This window comes from Campylobacter concisus, assembly GCF_001298465.1.
In the GTDB taxonomy this organism is placed as follows: domain Bacteria; phylum Campylobacterota; class Campylobacteria; order Campylobacterales; family Campylobacteraceae; genus Campylobacter_A; species Campylobacter_A concisus.
On sequence record NZ_CP012541.1, the window covers coordinates 716985 to 732652 of the forward strand.

The 15668-nt window shown below is 37.0% G+C and carries 14 protein-coding genes and 1 pseudogene; 12 read left to right on the top strand and 3 right to left on the bottom strand.

The window, feature by feature from the left end; genetic code table 11:
* Position 1: 1 nt before the first annotated feature.
* From secF to epsC, 11 genes and pseudogenes are all read left to right on the top strand, one after another.
* Positions 2 to 973, top strand: a complete 972-nt coding sequence (gene secF / locus CCON33237_RS03660; RefSeq protein ID WP_054196431.1) for a protein translocase subunit SecF — start codon at positions 2 to 4, stop codon at positions 971 to 973.
* Between the two features lie 9 nt (positions 974 to 982).
* Complete coding sequence (locus tag CCON33237_RS03665; RefSeq protein ID WP_021090699.1) at positions 983 to 1321, top strand: DUF6394 family protein; 339 nt, start codon at positions 983 to 985, stop codon at positions 1319 to 1321.
* Positions 1322 to 1329: 8 nt separating this feature from the next.
* Positions 1330 to 3795 carry a leucine--tRNA ligase gene (leuS, locus tag CCON33237_RS03670; RefSeq protein WP_054196432.1) on the top strand — a complete coding sequence of 822 codons (2466 nt, stop codon included), beginning with the start codon at positions 1330 to 1332 and terminating at the stop codon, positions 3793 to 3795.
* A gap of 3 nt (positions 3796 to 3798) precedes the next feature.
* Positions 3799 to 4338: an LPS assembly lipoprotein LptE gene (gene lptE, locus CCON33237_RS03675; RefSeq protein WP_054196433.1), complete on the top strand. Its 540-nt coding sequence runs from the start codon at positions 3799 to 3801 to the stop codon at positions 4336 to 4338.
* Entirely contained in the window at positions 4319 to 5893 is a 1575-nt protein-coding gene (locus tag CCON33237_RS03680; protein ID WP_054196434.1) for a GGDEF domain-containing protein, read from the top strand. The genes lptE and CCON33237_RS03680 overlap by 20 nt, the downstream gene beginning before the upstream one ends.
* The gene (locus CCON33237_RS03685) at positions 5890 to 7092 is read left to right on the top strand and encodes a Mur ligase family protein (protein ID WP_054196435.1); all 1203 of its coding nucleotides are present in this window, start codon (positions 5890 to 5892) and stop codon (positions 7090 to 7092) included. Before CCON33237_RS03680 ends, CCON33237_RS03685 begins: the two co-directional genes overlap by 4 nt.
* Positions 7073 to 10018: a transcription-repair coupling factor gene (gene mfd, locus CCON33237_RS03690; protein WP_054196436.1), complete on the top strand. Its 2946-nt coding sequence runs from the start codon at positions 7073 to 7075 to the stop codon at positions 10016 to 10018. Before CCON33237_RS03685 ends, mfd begins: the two co-directional genes overlap by 20 nt.
* A complete protein-coding gene (locus tag CCON33237_RS03695; protein WP_054196437.1) occupies positions 10015 to 10779 on the top strand; it encodes an ATP-binding protein in 765 nt (254 codons plus the stop codon). Before mfd ends, CCON33237_RS03695 begins: the two co-directional genes overlap by 4 nt.
* Positions 10776 to 11444, top strand: a complete 669-nt coding sequence (locus tag CCON33237_RS03700) for an endonuclease III domain-containing protein (protein WP_054196438.1) — start codon at positions 10776 to 10778, stop codon at positions 11442 to 11444. Before CCON33237_RS03695 ends, CCON33237_RS03700 begins: the two co-directional genes overlap by 4 nt.
* Before the next feature lie 118 nt (positions 11445 to 11562).
* Positions 11563 to 12469 (top strand): annotated as a pseudogene (gene cysK, locus CCON33237_RS03705) (cysteine synthase A).
* Positions 12470 to 12473: 4 nt separating this feature from the next.
* A complete protein-coding gene (gene epsC, locus CCON33237_RS03710; protein ID WP_054196439.1) occupies positions 12474 to 13025 on the top strand; it encodes a serine O-acetyltransferase EpsC in 552 nt (183 codons plus the stop codon).
* 25 nt (positions 13026 to 13050) lie between these two features.
* Here the strand turns inward: epsC and CCON33237_RS03715 are convergent, their stop codons facing one another.
* The 3 genes from CCON33237_RS03715 to rpmB all read right to left on the bottom strand — a co-directional run bounded on the left by CCON33237_RS03715 (position 13051) and on the right by rpmB (position 14711).
* On the bottom strand, positions 13051 to 13251 hold the full coding sequence (locus tag CCON33237_RS03715) for an HP1242/YdcH family protein (protein ID WP_054196440.1): 201 nt from the start codon (positions 13249 to 13251) through the stop codon (positions 13051 to 13053).
* A 114-nt stretch (positions 13252 to 13365) separates the two neighbouring features.
* Complete coding sequence (locus tag CCON33237_RS03720; RefSeq protein ID WP_021090478.1) at positions 13366 to 14496, bottom strand: potassium channel family protein; 1131 nt, start codon at positions 14494 to 14496, stop codon at positions 13366 to 13368.
* A 23-nt stretch (positions 14497 to 14519) separates the two neighbouring features.
* Positions 14520 to 14711, bottom strand: coding sequence for a 50S ribosomal protein L28 (gene rpmB / locus CCON33237_RS03725; protein WP_021090707.1), 192 nt, complete (start codon positions 14709 to 14711; stop codon positions 14520 to 14522).
* A 176-nt stretch (positions 14712 to 14887) separates the two neighbouring features.
* Between rpmB and CCON33237_RS03730 the strand changes: the two genes are divergently transcribed.
* A complete protein-coding gene (locus CCON33237_RS03730) occupies positions 14888 to 15634 on the top strand; it encodes a hypothetical protein (protein WP_054196441.1) in 747 nt (248 codons plus the stop codon).
* Positions 15635 to 15668 lie beyond the last annotated feature (34 nt).

Sequence of the window (15668 nt, forward strand, 5' to 3'; positions counted from 1 at the left end):
GATGCAAATTTTTACTAAAGCAAAAGTTTATGATTTTATGCGTTTTAGATTTGCTTCACTAGCATTTTCTATATTTTTATTTGTTGGCTCTATTGTTTTACTTGCTACAAAGGGGTTAAACTACGGCATTGATTTCTCTGGCGGTACGCTTATTCAGCTCAAATACGACACAAAAGCGCCACTTGATAAAATTCGTGATGCTTTTGGCACAAATGAAGTGCTTAAAAATGCCTCTGTTACCGAGTTTGGAAGCGAAGATGAAGCTGTTATTAGATTTTCAGGCTCAAGCTCAAATTTAACCGGCGACGTCGGTGCTGAGATAAAGCAAATCTTAAAAGACACTGGGAATTTTGAAGTAAGACGTGTCGATATTGTTGGTCCAAAGGTTGGCGATGAGCTCAGACAAAAGGGTTTAATGGCTCTAGGAATTTCTCTAATAGGTGTGCTAATTTACATCACTTTTAGATTTGAGTGGCGTTTTGCTCTAGCTGCAATCGCAACTGAAATTCACGATATCATCATAACTGTTGGTGCTATTTCGTTATTTGATATAGATGTAAATTTAGATACTTTAGCAGCTATTTTAACAGTGCTTGGCTACTCTCTAAATGATACTATCATCATTTTTGACAGGATAAGAGAGGGTATCAAAGAGAGTAAGAGAACTGATATCGAGGGCGTTATCAATGAGTCAGTCTCAGCCACACTTTCAAGGACTATCTTAACTTCAGCCACTACGATGATGACGGTTCTTGTGTTATTTTTATTTGGTGGAGATATGATACATGGATTTTCATTTATTCTTATCGTTGGTATTGTCATAGGAACTATCAGCTCGATCTACATCTCTTCGCCGTTTCTTATCTGGTTTAAATTTAGCATCGAGCATTTTAGAAGTAGAGAGACTGAAAAGCAAAAGATAAAAAAAGAGCGCGAAAAAGAGCGTGCTATGTTTGAGAAAGGCGTTGTGTAAGGAGGGATAATGAACTGGGGAAAAGTTATCTACATATTTTTTGCATTGATGAGTCTTACGACCACGGCAGAATTTTTATATGATAAAAACGAGATTGCACTTTTTGTGGCAGCTAGTATAAATTTGGTTTCAACGCTACTTAAGATTGGTGTTAAAAATTTACTCTCGGCTGAGCTTTTTGCAAGCTCGCTGGTTGCTGATTTGCACCTTATACCAGCTTTTGTTATTTTGCAAGTCTCTGAAAATATAACACTTAGCTATTCGTTGGCTATTGGCGCAGTCATTGCAAATATATTTTCACTAGCCTTGGTTTTAATAGAATCAAGCAAAGCTCAAGAAGAATTTTAGGAGAAAAAATGGCTGAAAAGAGAAAATATGAGCCTTTAAAGATAGAAAAAAAATGGCAAGAAATTTGGGATAAAAATGAAGAATTTGAACCAAAAGACGATCTAAGCTTGCCAAAAAAATATATCCTAAGTATGTTTCCTTATCCAAGCGGACGCATACATATGGGGCATGTAAGAAACTACTCTATCGGCGATGCACTTGCTAGATCATATAGAAAAAGCGGCTACAACGTGCTTCATCCTATTGGCTTTGATAGCTTTGGTATGCCAGCTGAAAACGCAGCCATAAAACATAAAATTCACCCTAAAATTTGGACTTATGAAAATATCGACTATATGAAAAAAGAGCTAGCAAGCCTTGGCTTTTCATTTTCTAAAAAGAGAATTTTAGCCACGTCTGATCCACTTTACACAAAGTGGGAGCAAAGCTTTTTTATAAAGATGTTTGAAAAAGGGCTTGTTTATAGAAAAAATGCAATTATAAATTGGTGCGAATACGATCAAACTGTGCTTGCAAACGAGCAGGTGGAGGATGGCAAATGCTGGAGATGCGGTAATGATGTTGTACAAAAAGAGCTTCCTGGATATTACTTTAACATCACAAAATACGCTAGCGAGCTACTTGATGATCTGAAGCTTCTTGAAGGCAAATGGCCAAATCAAGTAATTACAATGCAAGAAAACTGGATCGGTAGAAGCTACGGCTTGGAGTTTAAATTTTATCTTGATGAAGCTTCAAAAGAGGCTTTAGGTGGTAAATTTGATGGCTTTGAGGTATTTACTACAAGAGCTGATACGATTTACGGCGTTAGCTACACAGCCCTTGCACCTGAACATCCTATTGTAAAAGCGTTGCTTGAGAGTGATAAAATCGATGAAAACAAAAAGACAAAGATAAAAACAATCCTAAATCAAAGCCCAAGAGAGCGTCAAGCGAGCGAAAAAGACGGAGAATTTTTAGGAATTTACGTCGTTCATCCACTCACAAATGAAAAAATCCCAGTTTGGGTTGCAAATTTCATCCTAGCTGACTACGGCAGTGGCGCTATCATGGCTGTGCCTGCGCACGATCAAAGGGACTTCGAGTTTGCAAGTAAATTTAATCTTCCTATAAAACCAGTCGTAAAGCCACTTGATGGCGAGAGCGATAGCTCTAAAGCATACTCTGAGTATGGAGTTGCTATAAATTCTGAGCTGATAAATGGCCTTAATTCAGAAGAGGCTAAAAGCTTTATAATAGAGAAATTCGAAAAAGATGGCCTTGGCAAGAGGATCACAAACTACAAACTAAGAGACTGGGGAATTTCTCGCCAAAGATACTGGGGTGCGCCAATACCAGTAGTGCACTGCAAATGCTGCGGCGTAGTGCCTGAAAAAGAGGAAAATTTGCCTATTGCACTACCTGAAGATGTTGAGATCACAGGCGAGGGCAACCCCCTTGATAAACACCCAACTTGGAAATTTGCAAAGTGTCCAAAATGTGGCAAAGACGCGATCAGAGAGACTGATACGATGGATACATTTGTGGAGAGTAGCTGGTATTTTGCTAGATTTACAAGCGATGAGAAGACGTGGAAACAAAAAGCGCTTGATGAAAAGAGTGTAAACTACTGGATGAACGTAGATCAATACATTGGTGGTATCGAGCATGCGATATTGCACCTTTTATACGCTAGATTTTTCCAAAAGGTCTTAAGAGATCTTGGCTATCTAAGAGATGATGAGCCGTTTGAAAATTTACTAACTCAAGGCATGGTCTTAAAAGATGGCAAAAAGATGAGCAAAAGTAAGGGCAACGTCGTAGATCCTGATGATATCATCAATAAATATGGTGCTGATACGGCAAGGCTTTTTATCCTTTTTGCAGCACCTCCTCAAAAAGAGCTTGAGTGGAACGACAGTGCAGTTGAGGGTGCGTTTAGGTTTTTAAATAGGCTTTGGGAGAAGGCACACACTATCAAAAAGATAGATAAACTGCCTCAGATAGATCATGAAAGCCTAAACAAAGATGAGAAATTTGCAAGGCAAAAAATTTATGAAGCGCTTAAAAAATCAACCGAGGTTTTTGGTGATACATTTGCTTTTAATACACTAATCGCTGCTTGCATGGAGGCACTAAATGCTATAAATGCGCAAGATAATGAGGATGTAAATGCTGAGGGCTTTTTCATCATCTTAAATTTACTAGAGCCTATCGTACCGCATATCGCAAATGAGCTTAGTGAAGAGCTTTTTGGTAGAAAAAATTTCACAAAGATAGCCGTAAAAGAAGAGGTTTTTGTAAAAGATAGCATCGCTCTTGCAGTTACGGTAAATGGCAAAAAAAGGGCTGAGTTTGAAGTGGCAGCAAGTGAGAGCGAGGGTGAAATTTTAAAGCTAGCTAAGCAAAATGTGGCTAAATGGCTTGAAGGAAAAGAAATTTTAAAAGAGATTTATATAAAAGGCAAATTAGTAAATTTTGTCATTAAAGGATAAATTTTGAGGTACTTTTTAGCATTTTTTGTAGCGATATTTATCTGCGGGTGTGGCTATAAACCAGTATCAAAGATCACACATGACCTAGTTGGTGATAAAATTTACGTTGATGTGATCATCAGTAAAGAAGAACCAAAAAATAGCGTTTGGATAAAGGACGCTGTTAAAGAGGGCATGGTCGCAAGGCTAAATAAAAATTTATCAAGTAAAGAGAGTGCTGATACTTTGATAATTATTTCGGTAAAAGATTTAAATTACGAAGCGATCATTTATGATGAGTTTGGCTACATTACGTCATATAAAGCACATTTAAGCTTAAATTATAAGACTAAATTTAAAGATGGTAGCGTGGTTGATATTCCAGCCACTGGCGAGTATGACTTTAGTGTCGCAAGACGTCAAAAAGATGTAAGATTTGCTGATAGCATTCTTAGTGATACTCAAAAATACGAAGCTATCAAAGAGGCATCAAAAGAAGCCTTTGATGAGTATATCGCAAGTTTAGCGGTAAAAGGATATAGAAATGGCAGCAGTAACCGTTAGTCAAATAGTCAAGGAAGCCTTAAATGAGATCAAAGATCGCCATTTGATGCTAACGCCAGAGAATTACACTGAAGTCTATAATGAAATTTCTAAAAAATATGGCTTTACAACAGAAGAGAGTAAAAAGATAGAAAAATATATCTCAAGGCTTGGTGATGAATATAAAAATCAAGCCCTAAGCCTTCATATAAAGACGGTCGATGAGTTTGTCGCTTTTATGACTGCTAGGCTCTCTAGAGGTGCTCAACAAGGAGCAAGCCTTATGGCTGATGATAAAAAATTACAATCACTAAACGCATTTGCTAGAAGAATTCTCCAAGCTATCTCAATGCTTCACAATAAAGATGCAAAAAGTTTAGCAGAGCAAAGTATGCAACTGCTCGCTAGAAGATATGATGAGAAAAATCTTGAAGAAATGTGCCTTAGATGGTTTGATTTTGTTAGCTCTTACGATACTGAATTTTTAGAATTTTTGAAATATTATGGTGTTAGAAATTTTGATGATTTAAAGACAATGAGTTTTGAACTTGAGAAATTTCTTACACAAAAAGATGAAGATGGCGAAGAGGATGTTTTGATTCAGCTTTTAAGCCTTACTCTTGAGCCTTCTATTACAAAGGATCTTGATGAAGAGCTTAGCATGATAAGAAGTACTTTGAAGCAAAATCCTAAAACCTTAAATAGCAAAGAATTTCAAGAAAAGGTAAAGGCATTTGTTGATCGCAGAATAGAAGAAGATAGAACGGAGATCATAGAAAAAGTTGGTTCGCTAAATAATGTTTTACAAAATATAAGCGAGAGAATTTCTGATATTGCAGTTAGTTCACAAAGTAGTTCTGATAAAGTAAAAAGCATTAAAAATGATCTAAAAAATGTAAATTTAAATACAAATAGCATCGATCAAGTAAGGAGCATGCTTATTGAGATCGCTGGTGCTTTGGAGATCGAGAGCAAAGAGCTTGGTATCGAGATGCACAATAGGCAAGCTACTATCTTAGAGCTTCAAAACAGAGTAAATAGTCTTGAAAAAGAGCTTGAGGAAGCTAAGTTGGAGAGCAAAGAGGACTTTTTGACAAAAGTATCTACTAAGCGTGCTTTGATGAACGAGATTCAACGCATTGAAGAGGCATATAAACGCTATGGGACTGACTATTCTATCTGCTTTGTTGATATTGATCATTTCAAAAGCATAAACGATACTTATGGGCATGAGGCTGGAGATGTTATTCTTTCAGCAGTGGCTCAAGTGCTTAAGAAAAACGCTAGAAAGGTTGATTTCGTTGGTAGATATGGCGGTGAAGAATTTGTAATCTTGCTTCCAAGCACTGGTTTAAAAGATAGTGTTAAATTTGGAGATAAGCTAAGAAGCATGATAGAAAATTTTAAATTTATCTATAAAAATGAGCGTATTAAGGTTACTATAAGCTCTGGTATAGCGACAAGAAGTGCAAATTTAAGCGAGACGATGACGCTTGAAGCTGCTGACAAGATGCTTTATCTCTCAAAAGAAAATGGCAGAAATCAAGTAATGCCAAAGATAATCGAGGAAAAATGAGCCTAGCTAAATTTCTTGATGGCAAACCACTTTACTATAAAGAGATTGACTACGGCAGGATCATTAGAGCGTATGCGACTATAAAAGAGCATATAAAGCCATTTAAGATTATTCACATAATAGGTACAAATGGTAAAGGAAGTACTGGACGCTTTTTAGCGCAAATTTTAAGCCAAAATGGCGCAAAAGTAGGACACTACACGAGCCCGCATATATTTAAATTTAACGAGCGATTTTGGCTAAATGGTGAGGTCGCTAGTGATGAAATTTTAGAAGCAGCTCACGAGCGCTTGCAGGCTCTTTTAAGTGACGAGTACAAGATAAAAACAAGCTATTTTGAGTATATGACGCTGCTTTCTGCCGTACTTTTTGAGGATTGCGATTATTTTGTCTGCGAGGCCGGCATGGGTGGTGTGCTTGATGCGACAAATGTCTTTGAAAAAGAGCTAAGCATTTTTACTCCGATCGGCTTTGATCACACAGCGATACTAGGAAATAGCTTAGAAGAAATTTCACGCACGAAGTTTGAAGCTATGGGCAAAAGAGCTATTTTAAATGATGAGATGAACGAGATAAGCGTTACTATCGCAAAAGAGATCGCAAGCGAGAGGGGCGCAATTTTGAGCTTCCCAAGAGAAATTTTAACCAAAGAAAATTTAAATGAGATCGCAAACTATGCAGATAAATTTAATCTACCAGAGTTTTTACGATCAAATTTAACCCTAGCCTACGCTGCTGCTAAAATTTTAGATAGCGGTATAGACATAAAAAAGCTTGGTGCTCTTACGCTTCGTGGCAGATGTGAAAAGATCACCTCAAATTTATACGCTGATGTCGGTCACAACGAGCTTGGCGCAAAGGCTATAGCTAAGAAATTTAGCTCTAAAGAGTTTAGTGACAAGAAGCTAACTCTAGTTTATAACTCATTTTTAGATAAAGATTTCAAAGCTGTCTTAGCAGCTCTAAAGCCAGTTATTGATAGCGTGCTACTTTATCACTACCGCTGCGAGGGCAGGGAGCTTGGCGGAGAGCTCATAAATAAAGCGCTAAATGAGCTTGAAATTTCACATAGAGAGTTTGAGCCAAGCGATATGAATGATATAAAAGAGGCAAAAAACGGCAAAATTTATCTAGCCTTTGGCTCATTTCATCTAGCCGAAGCCTTTTTAAAAGAGTACTATGCAAGCAAAGGTCTATGAGTATCTTTTAACACACGCCCCACAAATTCTCATCTGTGAAGATGATAAAGAGGCGGCACTTTGTGCTGATGCGGCCAGTTTTGCTGGCTTTAACGTTTTTAAATTACCTGATTTTAGAGCTAAAAAGGGCGATGATCTAAGAAGCTTTAACGAAGAGCTTTTTGAAATTTCATCCGTTCTTAGCAAATACTATAAATTTGATGGCAAAAAGATTATCATAAGCCCATTTAGCACGCTTTTAAACCCACTTCCAACGCAAAAAAACCTAGAAAGCTCAACAATCAAGCTAAAAGACAATCTAAATTTAAACGAATTTGCCGACTTGCTCATACGCTTTGGCTATGAGTGCGTCGATATCGTTGAGAGCGTTGGCGAGTTTAGCATACGTGGAGAAGTGATCGACATTTACGGCGTAAATATGGATGATCCTGTTAGGATTTTGCTTTTTGGTGATGAGGTTGAGAGTATAAGAAACTATAACACCGCCACGCAAATTAGCAATAAAGCTGAGCTAAGCGAAGCTGAGATCGTGCCATTTATCGCAAATTTGAGCAAAGATGAGTTTGAAAAAGTTAGCCAAAAGATTGAGGATATGCAAAGTGACGCCTTGGTGAGTGATCTAAATTCGCTTGGATTTTGGGCGATAGATAGCTTTAGTGACTACTTAAAAGAATTTGACTCAAAACTTGTTAAAAAGATCGATTTTGAAATTTATGATGTGCCTGAGGAGAAATTCAAGGGCATTGAAATTTTACCTGAGCCAAAGGTTTATAAAGATCTTGAGGTTACTTTAAATTTTGACTTTTTTGAGCTAAATAAGAGCAAAAGCATAACCGTTCTTTCAAGAAATGAAGGGCTTTTTAAGGGCTATGAGCTTGATGGCTTTGCTAATGTAAAGCTTGAAATTTCGCCCCTTGTAGTAAATTTAACCTCAAGTGATAAGATCGTAGTCTCACTTAATAAATTTGAGAAAAAAAGACGAGTTAAACGCTCAAGTCTCGTGGTGGATGAGCTAAAGGTAAATGACTACGTCGTGCATGAAGATTATGGTATAGGCAGATTTTTGGGGCTTGAAAAGATCAAGGTTTTGGGCGCGACAAAGGAATTTGTGGTTATCGCCTACCAAAATGACGACAAGCTTCTTTTGCCAGTAGAGCATCTAAATTTGATAGACCGCTATATCGCTCAAAATGGTTCTATGGCGGTGCTGGACCGCTTAGGCAAGGCAAATTTTGCCAAGATAAAAGAAAAGGTTAGAGAAAAACTCTTCGCGATCGCTTCAAAGATCGTAGCAATGGCGGCAAAAAGAGAGCTTGTGGCTGGTAAAATTTTGCAAAAAGAAGACATCTCTTATCTAAATTTTGTCCAAGACGCTGGCTTTTCATATACGAGTGATCAGCAAAAAGCGGTAAATGATATAAAAGATGAGCTAAAAAGTGGCAAGGTCATGGATAGGCTGCTTAGCGGAGACGTTGGCTTTGGTAAGACTGAAGTTGCGATGAACGCCATATTTACCTGCATAAAATCAGGCTTTAGCGCATTTTTCTTCGTGCCAACGACGCTTCTTAGCTCGCAGCATTATAAGACACTAAGCCAAAGATTTAGCAAATTTGACATAAAGGTCTTTAGGCTAGATCGCTTCTCAAGTGCCAAAGAGAAGTCGAGCCTGCAAAAAGCACTAAAAGAAAATGAGCCGATAGTTTGCGTGGGAACGCATGCGCTTCTTGGTGTAAAGGCTGAGAATTTAGGGCTTATAGTGGTTGATGAAGAGCATAAATTTGGCGTTAAACAAAAAGAGCAGTTAAAAGAAATTTCTCAAAATTCACACATCTTAAGCATGAGTGCCACTCCTATACCAAGAAGCCTAAATATGGCGCTTAGCAAGATAAAAACATATAGTATTTTAGCCACTCCGCCAAGTTCAAGACTGGATGTTAGAACAAGCGTGAGAGAGTGGGACGAGAAGGTCATCAAAGAGGCGATCATACGTGAGCTAAGACGTGGCGGGCAGACCTTTTACATCCACAACCACATCGCAGATATCGAGCAGACGGCAAATGAGCTAAGAAAAATTTTGCCAAAGCTTAGGATTTTAATACTTCACTCAAAGGTAAATGCGAAAGTTACTGAAGATGAGATGATGAAATTTGAGCGGGGCGAGTATGACTTGCTGCTTTGCACCAGCATCGTTGAAAGCGGCATCCACTTGCCAAATGCAAACACCATAATCGTAGAAAATGCTAATAAATTTGGTATGGCTGACCTGCATCAGCTCCGCGGACGCGTGGGTAGAAGCGACAAGCAGGCTTATTGCTACTTTTTGGTTGAGGATAAAGATGCCATTAGTAAAGACGCTCTAAAACGACTTGTGGCACTTGAAGGCAACTCGTTTTTGGGCGCTGGCTCGGTGTTAGCATATCACGACCTTGAGATAAGGGGTGGTGGCAACATCATCGGCGAGGCACAAAGCGGCCACATCGAGGCTATCGGCTACTCGTTATATCTAAAGATGCTAGAAGATGAGATAAATAAGCTTCTTAATCAAGACTCCGCAAAGCTTGACAAGATCGATCTAAAGCTTAGTGTGAGCGCCTTTTTAAATCAAGAATTTATAAGAGAAGATAGACTACGACTCGAAATTTATAGGCGCCTTAGCAAGTGTAAAGAGGTCGCTGAGGTCTATGAGATACAAAGCGAGCTTGAGGATAGATTTGGCAAGATAGATACATATACAAAGCAGTTTTTAGACCTTATCATCATCAAAATTTTATCTCTAAAAGCTGACATAAAGACGATCTCAAACAGCGAACAAAATATACTAATAACAAAAAATGATGACGAGAAGATCAGGCTAAAGTCACGTAGCAAGGACGATGACGATGTTTTGGCTGAAATTTTGGTCTATCTAAGAAAGAATAAGAAATGATAGATTGGGGAGTGAAGTACGCAGCGATTTATAAGAGCACAAAAGGGATGTTAAAGCCAGTTGACGATATTGATTTTGTAGATATCAACTCACTTTATGGGCTAGAAAAACAAAAAGAAATTTTACTAAAAAATACTCTAAATTTTATAGATGGTAAGGATGCGAACCACGTGCTTCTTTGGGGTGAGAGAGGATGTGGCAAGTCAAGTCTCGTAAGGGCTGTTTTTACTAAGTTTTATAAAGCCGGACTTCGCATCATCGAGATCGGCTGCGAGGATCTAAAATACCTTGGCGACATCATCGACGAGATCAGAAAGAGCGAGTTTAAATTTATCATTTTCTGCGACGATCTAAGCTTTGAAAATGGCAGCAATGAGTATAAATTTCTAAAACCTATTATGGATGGCTCTATCCAAAAACCGCCTAAAAACGTCCTTTTATACGCCACATCAAACCGCAGACATCTAATAAGCGAGTTTAAAAGCGAAAATGAAAACTCAGAGCTAATAGACGGAGAAATTCACTACAGCGACGCAGCTCAGGAGAAAATTTCGCTCTCGGACCGCTTTGGTCTTTGGATCAGCTTTTATCAAGGCAACTACGATGAGTATCTAAAAATGGTTGATTTTTACTTTAAAGACTACACTGGTGACAAAGATGAGCTTCACACGCTTGCTAAAAATTTTGCCACGCTAAGAGCTAGCAGAAGTGGCAGGACGGCAAAGCAGTTTTACCTAACTTTTAAAGAAAATTTAAAATGAGATCAACTGATCTGTTTATAGCTTTGCTAAATCACAAAAGTAGAAATTTAGACGAGCTAAAATGGCCAGGCGAGGGCACTTTTGAGGTTATTTTGGGTGCTATTTTGGTGCAAAATACCAACTGGAAAAACGTAGAAAAAGCTCTAGCTAATCTAAAAAAAGCAGGCAAAGATAGCCTGCAAGGCATTTGCGAGCTTGAAAACAGCGAACTTGCCACGCTCATAAAGCCAAGTGGCTTTTACAACACAAAGGCAAAACGGCTAAAGACGCTTTGTCTAGCTATAAAAAATGAATTTGAGAGCTTTGATAACTTCAAAGAAAACGCAAGCCGCGAGTGGCTAATAAACGTAAAAGGCGTTGGCGCAGAGACTTGCGACGCGATACTAGCTTATGCTTGTGGGAAGCCATATATGGTCGTTGATGCCTACGCGCTTAGGATAATGGCATATTTTGACTATAATTTCGAGTGTTATGACGAGGCGGCTGAGTGGTTTAGCTCGCTTGAGTATGATGAAATTTACAAATTTCTTGACAGTGATAAATTTGATGAGACCGAGGTCTTAAAACTCTATCATTCACTTATTTTAGAGTTTTGCAAGGAAAATTTCAAAGGCAAAATTTTAAGCCAAAATGGTCAAAAAATATTAAGTAGCATTAAAAATTAAACTACTAATATGTAACAACTCTTTATAAATTTGCCAAAGATTGGGGCTTTTTATAATCTATTTTAAAATTCTGTGCTAAATTTACACAAAATTTATCTTATTTAATTTAGGAGGAGTGATGATTTACGATAACATCGTTAAAACGATTGGTAATACACCTATTGTAAAGATAAAAACAGGTGCTGATGAAGCCGAAATTTATGTAAAATTAGAGTTTTTTAACCCAGGTGGCTCTGTAAAAGATAGGATCGCATTTAATATGATAACTAAAATGCTAGCTGACGGTACGCTAAAATATGGTGATACTATCGTTGAGCCAACGAGTGGAAATACTGGCATTGGTGTAGCGATGTGCGGTGCTGCACTTGGTTTTAAAGTGATACTTTGCATGCCAGAGAGCATGAGTATCGAAAGACGCAAAATAGTGGCTGCTTATGGCGCACAGCTTGAGCTTACTCCAGCGTCTGGTGGTATGAAAGCAGCGATCGCAAGAGCTACAGAGCTAGCAGCTCAGCCAAATCATATAATGCTAAGCCAGTTTGAAAACAAGTATAACCCACAAGCTCACGAACTAACAACAGCTGCTGAAATTGTGGCTGATTTTAGTAAGCTTGATGCATTTGTAGCTGGTGTTGGCACAGGTGGTACAATAAGTGGCGTAGCAAAGATTTTAAAAGAAAAGGGCTATGATACTAAGATCATCGCAGTTGAGCCTGAAGCATCGCCGGTTTTAAGTGGTGGCAACCCAGGACCACATAAAATTCAAGGCATTGGAGCTGGATTTTTACCAAATACTATGGAATATGAGCCTAGTTAGCGAAGTAGAAAAAGTAAGCAACGATGACGCACTAAACGCAGCTAGAGCAATCGCAAAAAGTGATGGACTCATGATAGGTATAAGCGGTGGTGCTGCTTACGTGGCTGCAAAAAGAGTGGCTAAAAGACTTGGTGCTGGCAAAAAAGTACTTTTCATAGCTCCAGATAACGGCGAGAGATACCTAAGTACAGAGCTTTACGGAGCATAAAAATATGTGGGATAGTCTAAAGGAGCTAGTTCAAACTGTTCGTGAAAAAGACCCATCGGTACATAAGTGTTGCTTTTTGGCAATACTTATAAACACTCCTGGCATCCATGCGGTTTTGTTTCATAAAATTTCTCATTTTTTATATAAAAAAGAGCATTTTTTTCTAGCTAGACTCATCTCGCAAATTGCAAGATTTTTAACAGGCATCGAGATACACCCTGGAGCAAAGATCGGCAGGAGATTTTTCATAGATCATGGTATGGGTGTGGTTATCGGTGAGACAGCTGAGATAGGCGATGATGTAATGATGTATCATCAAGTAACGCTTGGAGGCACCGGAAAAGAGTGTGGCAAAAGGCATCCAACTGTAAAAAATGGTGTGACTATCGCAGCTGGCTCGAAAATACTTGGTGCCATAACGATCGGCGAAAATGCTAAGATTGGCGCAAACTCAGTCGTACTAAAAAATGTCCCAGCAAACGCGACAGTCGTTGGTATACCAGCAAGAATAGTTCGAGTAAATGGGACAAAATTTGAACCAGAATTTATTATCTAATCTCAAAGATTAGATAAATTTATTCTTACTTTTTATGCTTTAAAATTTGAACATAAATTTCGTCTTTTAGTTTTAACTTCTCTTTTTTTAAATTATCAATTTCAGATGGTTTTGCCAGATTGTCGTCTATTTTTTTATTTAGTTCATCATGCTTTTTGCAAAGAGCAGCAAAACGAGCATCTGTTTTCTTTAGCTCATTTATAAGGTCTGTATATTCATGTAACATATCGGCTCCTATAAAAATTTGAGAAATTTTATCAAGACTTTGTAAATACTTGGATATAAAAAAGGTGCCAAGCCATTGCTTAAATTTTTAAAAAGAGCAAGTAGAAAATTTATTTTATACGTATTTAAATTCTTCAGGTTTGTGTTTGCTTTTTACAACGCGTTTGGTTAGACGTATTCCATCAACGGTACCGATGACTAAAAGCTTTGATCCTGTTCCTACTAATGTGTCACCATTTGGCATTGGTACAAAATTATTATTTATATCTCTAATGCCTACTATGTCTGCATTTGTAATATTTCGCAAATGAGTCTCTTTTAGTCTTTTAAATCTTATCCAAGAGTAATCAGGCACAAGAATTTCTTCTATATCGATAGGTGAATTTTTTGTATACAAAAACTGCTCTAATAAATTTTCCATGTCCGGCCTTACGCTCATGGCACTTAACCGCTGCGCGACTAAGCGAGATGGACTTACCACATTGTCAGCACCTAATTTTTTTAATCTTTGCGTATCGTCTTCTGTCTCTGCGTTTGTGATGATATGATAAGGCTTTCTGCGACCTATCTCTTTTTCATAAAGTCTTACAGATGCTATAAGGGCGATGTTATCAGCAATATTTGAGCTAAGAGTTATAAGTCCTTTTGCGCTTGATAGATGTGTTTTTAAAAAGGCAATTTGTGTATGCGGCTGAGCTTTTATGAAATATGGATATTTATAAATTTGAGCTAGCTCTGCAATATCTTCTCTGTCATCGACCACTACAAAAGGTATATGATTTTCACGAAATTGAGCACTAAGTTCGATTGTGTATAGATTGTGATAACAAATAACGAAGTGATTTTTTAGTCTTGCGATCCTATAAAGCATGCGTCGTTCCTTTAAAATGCTAATTAATGTACCTCTTTTTAAAACCTCAACCACAATACCGATCGATAGCGTAAATATAATAAAACCAATAAGTATAAACGTGATAGTAAAAATTCTGCCCTTTGGAGTTATTGGAGCAACTTCGGTAAAACCAACTGTTGTAAAAGTCATGCCAGCTTGGTAAAAGGCATCTATTAGCGAGAAATTATCTATTAAGACATAACCTAATGTTCCAAAAAGTAACAGTAATACGACTGAAATTAGTGGAAATCTAAAAGGTTTTAATTGTTCGTAAAGCTCAGTATCTAGGCTTATTTCTGGTTTTGTAGAGTTTGACCAGTTGAGGAATTTTAAAAGTCTTGAGAGAAAAGACATAAATTCCTCTTCATTTTATATTCTTAGTTTGATTGTTTCTTCATCGTTCTTAGAGTAGAAGCAGCAACTTTTATCTTTCTTGTAGTACCATCTTCTAGCGTAACGCGAATCGTTCTAAGATTTGGCAAGAATCTTCTTTTAGTTTTATTGTTAGCGTGGCTCACATTGTTGCCTATCATCGGTCCTTTGCCTGTTATCGCACATCTTTTTGACATTTTTTTTCCTTATAAACAAAAATTTCTGCTGATTTTATCTAAAACAAACAAAAGTAATGCTTAAATCAATTCTTTTTTAAAAGAATTGATTTTTATTTATAATCTAGATAAAATAACGCCTTTGTCTATAAATTATAAATAGCAAAAAAATATTTAGAAATCTTGAGTGATACAAAATGCTTAGTAAAGAGTTGATCGAAAAAAATGTTGATTTTGTTTTACAGATGCCAACTCTTTTTGAAAAGATCGAGCACTTGTTGTTAGCTGGTAATGTAACTGATGCAGTTACTACTTTGCAAAATATAGCATCTTTTAAAACTTATTTTAGCTCCATTTTTAAACGTACAAAATTTGATATTCCTTATGATGGCAATGATTTGGTAGTAATAGCAAATATGCTTGGCATTGATACTTTTAGAGCGATAGTGCTTTCTTATTTTATATTTTTAAAATCCCCAAAAATTTATAAGGTATTTAATTTTAAAATCGTCGATTTAATCGAGCTTAATGCTAAAATTTTATCAGATTGGCTAAAGATATTAAACTCTTTTAAAGAAAAACACTACAACTATTTATCGCTTGCTCCGTATTCTATGGCCTGTATTATAGTGTGTGAGAATTTATTTTCAAAATATCCATCTTGCATGTCAGACGTTATTTCGTATTCTGATGTAAGCTATAATAAAATTTTGCAAAAAAAATATGGCTTTAGTCTTTGGGATATTTTTTTAAAAGCAATGAATATGAGTAAGCAATCATTAAGCAAGATTGATAAAGAGATGCTTTGTTTTTTTAAAATTTTACTCTCTTATGAGTCCAGCAGGTCTGAATTTTATGATTTTGGAGTTGATAAAATTTTAGATATCAATGTTTATCCAGAGATGCAAACCATTATATTTATTAAAAAAGCTCTACAAAAATGAAATTAACTTTTAATGGTTCTATGGCAATTATAAG

What these genes read in the sequence shown, in the direction of transcription:
- CCON33237_RS03730 (WP_054196441.1), top strand. Translation starts at nt 14,888, where the DNA reads ATGCTTAGTAAAGAGTTGATCGAAAAAAATGTTGATTTTGTTTTACAG.
- CCON33237_RS03695 (WP_054196437.1), top strand. Translation starts at nt 10,015, where the DNA reads ATGATAGATTGGGGAGTGAAGTACGCAGCGATTTATAAGAGCACAAAA.
- epsC (WP_054196439.1), top strand. Translation starts at nt 12,474, where the DNA reads ATGTGGGATAGTCTAAAGGAGCTAGTTCAAACTGTTCGTGAAAAAGAC.
- CCON33237_RS03715 (WP_054196440.1), bottom strand. Translation starts at nt 13,251, where the DNA reads ATGTTACATGAATATACAGACCTTATAAATGAGCTAAAGAAAACAGAT.
- secF (WP_054196431.1), top strand. Translation starts at nt 2, where the DNA reads ATGCAAATTTTTACTAAAGCAAAAGTTTATGATTTTATGCGTTTTAGA.
- CCON33237_RS03700 (WP_054196438.1), top strand. Translation starts at nt 10,776, where the DNA reads ATGAGATCAACTGATCTGTTTATAGCTTTGCTAAATCACAAAAGTAGA.
- CCON33237_RS03665 (WP_021090699.1), top strand. Translation starts at nt 983, where the DNA reads ATGAACTGGGGAAAAGTTATCTACATATTTTTTGCATTGATGAGTCTT.
- rpmB (WP_021090707.1), bottom strand. Translation starts at nt 14,711, where the DNA reads ATGTCAAAAAGATGTGCGATAACAGGCAAAGGACCGATGATAGGCAAC.
- mfd (WP_054196436.1), top strand. Translation starts at nt 7,073, where the DNA reads ATGCAAGCAAAGGTCTATGAGTATCTTTTAACACACGCCCCACAAATT.
- CCON33237_RS03720 (WP_021090478.1), bottom strand. Translation starts at nt 14,496, where the DNA reads ATGTCTTTTCTCTCAAGACTTTTAAAATTCCTCAACTGGTCAAACTCT.
- CCON33237_RS03680 (WP_054196434.1), top strand. Translation starts at nt 4,319, where the DNA reads ATGGCAGCAGTAACCGTTAGTCAAATAGTCAAGGAAGCCTTAAATGAG.
- leuS (WP_054196432.1), top strand. Translation starts at nt 1,330, where the DNA reads ATGGCTGAAAAGAGAAAATATGAGCCTTTAAAGATAGAAAAAAAATGG.
- CCON33237_RS03685 (WP_054196435.1), top strand. Translation starts at nt 5,890, where the DNA reads ATGAGCCTAGCTAAATTTCTTGATGGCAAACCACTTTACTATAAAGAG.